Origin of the sequence: Mesorhizobium sp. M7D.F.Ca.US.004.03.1.1, from assembly GCF_003998635.1 — a bacterium.
Classification (GTDB): Bacteria; Pseudomonadota; Alphaproteobacteria; order Rhizobiales; family Rhizobiaceae; genus Mesorhizobium; species Mesorhizobium loti.
This window is the reverse complement of the sequence record NZ_RZQG01000388.1, coordinates 1-5,432: the sequence shown is the minus strand read 5'-3', so window position 1 is coordinate 5,432 and position 5,432 is coordinate 1. Positions and strand designations below refer to the sequence as shown.

Here is a 5,432-nt window from a genome sequence, read left to right as displayed (position 1 = left end):
CTGGCGGGGGAACGGGGCATGTTCCATTTTCCGTCGGCGGACGAAGTCCGTACGCAGCCGATCAGCCGTGCCGGGAACGAAGCCAACTGGCCGTTTTCGGTCGACGAGGGCATGCTGGCCTGCGTCTGGAGCGGCGGCCAGCGGGTGGTTGTCTTCTTCGAGAACAGACCTTCCGATTTAGGCGTGGACGAGACATTCCAGCCACGTCAGGTGATCGTCACCACCGATCCGATGCAGCTTACCCTCGGCAATATGGCGTATCGCGACCTTTTTAGCCCAGCCGCAAGCGTGGAGGAGCGCATCCGACTCGTCGCGCCGTTCGCGACGCTGGGACAGAAGCTTTGCGATCAACCGGCGGGCGCCCGCGTCGGCCACGGCGAATTGTAGGAACGAACCAAAATGCTTCTCATCCGCTGCCCCTATTGCGAGGAAGAGCGCCCGGAACTCGAGTTCCGCAACGCCGGCGAGGCGCATATCGCACGCTCGGCCAACATTGCTGACGAGACCGACGACGATTTCGAAAAATTCTTCTTCATCCGCTCGAATCCCAAGGGCATCATCTATGAGCGCTGGCGGCACATGCACGGCTGCGCGCGCTTCTTCAATGCCGTGCGCGACACCGTCACCGACAAGTTCGTCATGACCTACAAGGCCGGCGAGCCGAAACCGTCGAAGCTCCCGGGAGTTGCCAAATGAGCGGCGCGTTCCGCATTCCCGGCGCCGGCCGCTTCAGCCAAGCCAAGACCGCGCGCTTCAGCTTCGACGGCCAGTCCTATGCCGGTATCGAGGGCGACACGCTGGCCTCGGCGCTGCTTGCCAATGGCGTCCATCTCGTCGGCCGCTCGTTCAAGTATCACCGTCCGCGCGGCATCTTGTCGGCGGGCGCCGAGGAGCCCAACGCGCTGGTCGAGATCAAGCGCGACGCGGCGCGCAAGACGCCAAATGTGCGGGCGACCGTGCAGGAGCTTTATGACGGGCTCGATGCGCAGTCGCAGAACCGCTGGCCGTCGCTGTCCTTCGACGTCGGTGCGGTCAACGACATCGCCTCGCCGCTGTTTTCGGCCGGCTTCTACTACAAGACCTTCATGTGGCCGAAGGCGGCGTGGAAGAGCCTCTACGAACCCAAGATCCGCGCCGCGGCCGGCCTTGGCGTTTCCCCGGACCAGCCGGATTCCGACCATTATTCATCGCGCTATGCGCATTGCGACGTGCTGGTGCTGGGTGGCGGTGCCGCCGGCATTGCGGCAGCATTGGCAGCGGCTGAAACGGGCGTGCGGGTCATCCTCGCCGACGAGCAGGCCGAGTTCGGCGGCAGCCTGCGTTTCGAGACCGGTGCGAAGATCGACGGCCAGGGCGGTTTTGCCTGGGCACAGGCGGCAATCGCCCGACTGAGCGCGATGGACAATGTCCGCGTGCTCTCGCGCACGACGGCGTTCGGCTACTACGCGCAGAATTTCGTCGGGCTGGTCGAGCGTGTCAGCGATCATCTCTCGGCTCCCGGCCACGATCTGGCGCGCGAGCGGCTGTGGCAAGTTCGCGCCAAGCGCGTGGTGCTGGCCTCCGGCGCCATCGAGCGCCACATGGTGTTCGCCGACAACGACCGGCCGGGCATCATGCTGGCGGGTGCTGCACGCACCTATCTGAACCACTATGGCGTCGCGGTCGGCAAAAATGTCGGCGTCTACACCGCCAATGATTCCGCCTATGCGGCGGCGATCGACCTGAAGAAGGCCGGCATCAATGTGGCGGCGATCGTCGATTTGCGCGACAATCCGACCGGACCGGTGATCGACGAGGCGAGGGCGCTCGGCGTCGAGGTCAATTTCGGCCGCGCGGTGATCCGCGCCGGCGGCAAGTTGCGCGTTTCCTCGATGACGGTGCAGCCGAAGAATGGTGGTGGCGAGCGCACCATCCCGGTCGACGCGATCCTGATGTCGGCCGGCTGGACGCCGTCGGTGCATCTGTTCTCGCAGTCGCGCGGCAAGGTTGCCTTCAACGACGAGACCAAGCGCTTCGTGCCGGGCACCTATGCGCAGGATTGCGTCTCTGTCGGCGCCTGCAATGGCACAGACGGGCTGTCGGCGACGGTGGACGAGGCCTATGCGGCTGGCGCCAAGGCGGCCAAGGATGCGGGTGCCAAAACCGCCAAGGGTACAAAGCCGAAGGTTGATGCCTCGGAGAGCTGGTCGCGCGGCATGCTGGGTGCGGCTCCCGGCGCCGGGCCGGACACGACGGTGAAAGCTTTCGTCGACTTCCAGAACGATGTCACCGCCAAGGACATCCGCCAGGCGGTGCATGAAGGCATGCGCTCGATCGAGCACGTCAAGCGCTTCACCACGAACGGCATGGCGACCGATCAGGGCAAGACCTCCAACATGCATGGCCTGGCGATTGCCGCCGAGACGCTGGGCAAGCCGATCCCGGAGGTCGGCCTGACCACGTTTCGGGCGCCCTATACGCCGGTGACCTTCGGCGCGATCGTCAGCCATGCGCGCGGTCCGCTGTTCGACCCGACACGCAAGACGGCGATCCATCCCTGGGCCGAGGCCCAAGGGGCGGTGTTCGAGGATGTCGGCCAGTGGAAGCGCGCCTGGTATTTCCCCAATGCGGGGGAAGACATGCACGCTGCCGTCGACCGTGAATGCGTCGCGGTGCGCAAGACGGCCGGCCTGTTCGATGCCTCGACGCTGGGCAAGATCGAAGTGGTCGGGCCGGATGCGGCCAAGTTCATGGAACTGCTCTACACCAACCCATGGGAGAAGCTGGAGCCCGGCCGCTGCCGCTACGGCATCATGCTGCGCGAGGACGGCTTCATCTATGATGACGGTGTCGTCGGCAGACTGGCGCCGGACCGTTTCCATGTGACCACGACGACCGGCGGCGCGCCGCGCGTCATGAACCACATGGAGGACTATCTCCAGACCGAGTTCCCGCATCTCAATGTCTGGCTGACCTCGATCACCGAGCAATGGGCGGTCATCGCCGTGCAGGGCCCGAAGTCACGTGACATCATCGCGCCGCTGGTCGAAGGCATCGACATGTCCGACGAGGCACTGCCGCATATGTCGGTGCGCGAAGGCAAGATCTGCGGCGTGCCGACCAGGCTGTTCCGCATGTCGTTCACCGGCGAGCGCGGCTTCGAGGTCAACGTGCCTGCCGACTATGGCCAGGCCGTCTGGGAAGCGCTGTGGGCTGAAGGTCAGAAACATGGCGCTGCCGCCTACGGCACCGAGGCCATGCACGTGCTGCGCGCCGAAAAGGGCTATATCATCGTCGGCCAGGATACCGACGGCACGGTCACGCCGAACGATGCCGGCCTCGACTGGGCGGTGGGCAAGAAGAAGACCGATTTCGTCGGGATCAGGGGCATGGCGCGACCGGACCTGGTCGCCAAGGGCCGCAAGCAGCTGGTCGGTCTCAAGACCAAGGACCCCAAGGTGGTGCTGGAAGAAGGCGCGCAGATCGTCGAGGACCCGAAGCAGGCGATTCCGATGAAGATGATCGGCCATGTCACTTCGAGCTACTGGTCGGAAAATTGCGGCCGCTCGATCGCGTTGGCGCTGGTCGCCGGCGGCCGCGATCGCATGGGCGAAACGCTCTACGTGCCGATGCCGAACGGGGTGATCGAAGTGGAGGTTACCGGCATGGTGTTCTTCGACGAGACGGGAGGGCGCCTCAATGGCTAAGGCCGCTGCAAGAAAGACGGCTCCGGCTGCATCGCCTTCGGTAGAACGCCGTCCGGCGCTGGCTGGACGCAGCACTTCGGCGACCAGCGTCAAGGTCGAGGTGCTGCCGCCGGCTGAGCGCATGTCATTGCGTGCGCCGGAGGCTTCGGTTGCAGCGCTTTCGAAAGCGCTCGGGGTGACCTTGCCGAACAAGCCGAAGACGTCTGCCTCGAAGGGTGGGCGAACCGCCTTGTGGCTCGGCCCCGACGAATGGCTTGTTGTCGACGAGGCCGGTAACGATCCGCTCGCCGATTGCGCCAAGGTTTCCGTGCTGCACTCGGCGGTCGGCATCTCGCATCGCAACATTGCTATCGCCGTGACGGGCGCCGGGGCAGCAGCGACGATCAATGGGGGTTGTCCGCAGGATCTATCGCTCGACGTCTTCCCGGTGGGAGCAGCGTCGCGCACCATCCTGGGCAAGACGGAGATCGTGCTGCTGCGCACAGCCGCCGACACCTTCCGGGTTGAATGCTGGCGTTCCTTCTCGGACTATGTTTTTACTTTCCTGTCCGAGGGATCGCGCGACGCAGCGGTCTGAACTCGGAACGTTTTGCAGGGCACGCTCGTTCTGCATCCGCACGCCGAGGGAGAATGCCGATGCCGTCGAATTCCGCGCCGAAGTCGCCGGTCAAGAAGACATCGGCCGTCCGCTCGCTCGAACATGAGCGGCACGAAGCGCCGAGCGCCGAAGAGGAACTCGAGGAAGGTCTCGAAGACACGTTCCCGGCCAGCGATCCGATATCGATCACCAGCACGTCCATTCCCGGCGCGCCCGCGAAACCCGGCAAGGCCAAGACCGTGCCCGGGCGCAAGAAGCGCAAGACGTAGAGCGGTTCATCGTTTCGCGGAAACGCCGAACCGCTCTCCTTTTTCATTTTAGCGCAATTCCGGACGGAAAACCGTTTCACACTTTTCCTGGAATTGCTCCAGTTTTCCATCGGACCAGATCGGATCGGACCTTCTCAATCCCATTGGACATGCTATTTAAAGCGCTTTGGGAGATGAAAATGCCGACAAAAGCGATCGTTTGGGGCGAGAATGTCCATGAGCAGACCAATGCCGCCGTGCGCGACCTCTATCCCTTGGGGATGCATGGCACCATTGCCGCGGCACTCAACCAGGACAAGGGCATCGAGGCGACCACCGCCACCTTGCAGGAGCCCGAACATGGCCTGAGCGAGAAGCGCCTGGCGGCTACCGACGTGCTTTTGTGGTGGGGCCATGCGGCGCATGGCGACGTCAAGGACGAGATCGTCGAGCGGGTGCAGAAGCGGGTGTGGGAAGGCATGGGCCTGATCGTGCTCCATTCCGGCCACTACTCGAAGATTTTCAAGCGGCTGATGGGCACGCCCTGTTCGCTGAAATGGCGCGAGGCGGGCGAGCGCGAGCGCGTCTGGGCGATCAACCGCGGCCACCCGATCGCGCAAGGCATCGGCGATTGCCTGGAGATCGGCGAGACCGAAATGTATGGCGAACCCTTCGCCGTGCCGGAGCCGCTCGAGACGGTGTTCGTCTCCTGGTACGAGGGCGGCGAGGTGTTCCGGTCAGGGCTGACCTACCAGCGCGGCGCAGGCAGGATCTTCTACTTCTCGCCCGGCCACGAGACCTATCCGATCTATCACAATGAGGGCGTGCAGCAGGTGCTGCGCAACGCGGTGCACTGGGCGCACAACCCGGCGCCGGCATGGTCCGGCATCACCAATGCGC

Annotated in this window: 6 protein-coding genes; all 6 read left to right on the top strand. The window is 64.3% G+C overall.

Features of this window, described 5'->3' with window-relative positions; genetic code table 11:
• A partial coding sequence (locus EN935_RS20670) for a hypothetical protein (protein ID WP_127373567.1) occupies window positions 1-387 on the top strand: 387 nt, incomplete at its 5' end.
• A 12-nt stretch (window positions 388-399) separates the two neighbouring features.
• The gene (locus EN935_RS20665) at window positions 400-696 is read left to right on the top strand and encodes a sarcosine oxidase subunit delta (RefSeq protein WP_127266148.1); all 297 of its coding nucleotides are present in this window, start codon (window positions 400-402) and stop codon (window positions 694-696) included.
• Window positions 693-3,686 (top strand): sarcosine oxidase subunit alpha, encoded by a 2,994-nt coding sequence (locus tag EN935_RS20660; protein WP_127373566.1) that lies wholly within the window; start codon window positions 693-695, stop codon window positions 3,684-3,686. Before EN935_RS20665 ends, EN935_RS20660 begins: the two co-directional genes overlap by 4 nt.
• Window positions 3,679-4,263: a sarcosine oxidase subunit gamma gene (locus EN935_RS20655; protein WP_127264908.1), complete on the top strand. Its 585-nt coding sequence runs from the start codon at window positions 3,679-3,681 to the stop codon at window positions 4,261-4,263. The genes EN935_RS20660 and EN935_RS20655 overlap by 8 nt, the downstream gene beginning before the upstream one ends.
• Before the next feature lie 59 nt (window positions 4,264-4,322).
• The gene (locus EN935_RS20650) at window positions 4,323-4,553 is read left to right on the top strand and encodes a hypothetical protein (protein ID WP_109661205.1); all 231 of its coding nucleotides are present in this window, start codon (window positions 4,323-4,325) and stop codon (window positions 4,551-4,553) included.
• 179 nt (window positions 4,554-4,732) lie between these two features.
• On the top strand, window positions 4,733-5,432 hold a 700-nt coding region (locus EN935_RS20645), incomplete at its 3' end, for a ThuA domain-containing protein (protein WP_127373565.1).

Coding starts and splice junctions, on each gene's coding strand:
- EN935_RS20650 (WP_109661205.1), top strand. CDS start 4,323: ATGCCGTCGAATTCCGCGCCGAAGTCGCCGGTCAAGAAGACATCGGCC.
- EN935_RS20655 (WP_127264908.1), top strand. CDS start 3,679: ATGGCTAAGGCCGCTGCAAGAAAGACGGCTCCGGCTGCATCGCCTTCG.
- EN935_RS20660 (WP_127373566.1), top strand. CDS start 693: ATGAGCGGCGCGTTCCGCATTCCCGGCGCCGGCCGCTTCAGCCAAGCC.
- EN935_RS20665 (WP_127266148.1), top strand. CDS start 400: ATGCTTCTCATCCGCTGCCCCTATTGCGAGGAAGAGCGCCCGGAACTC.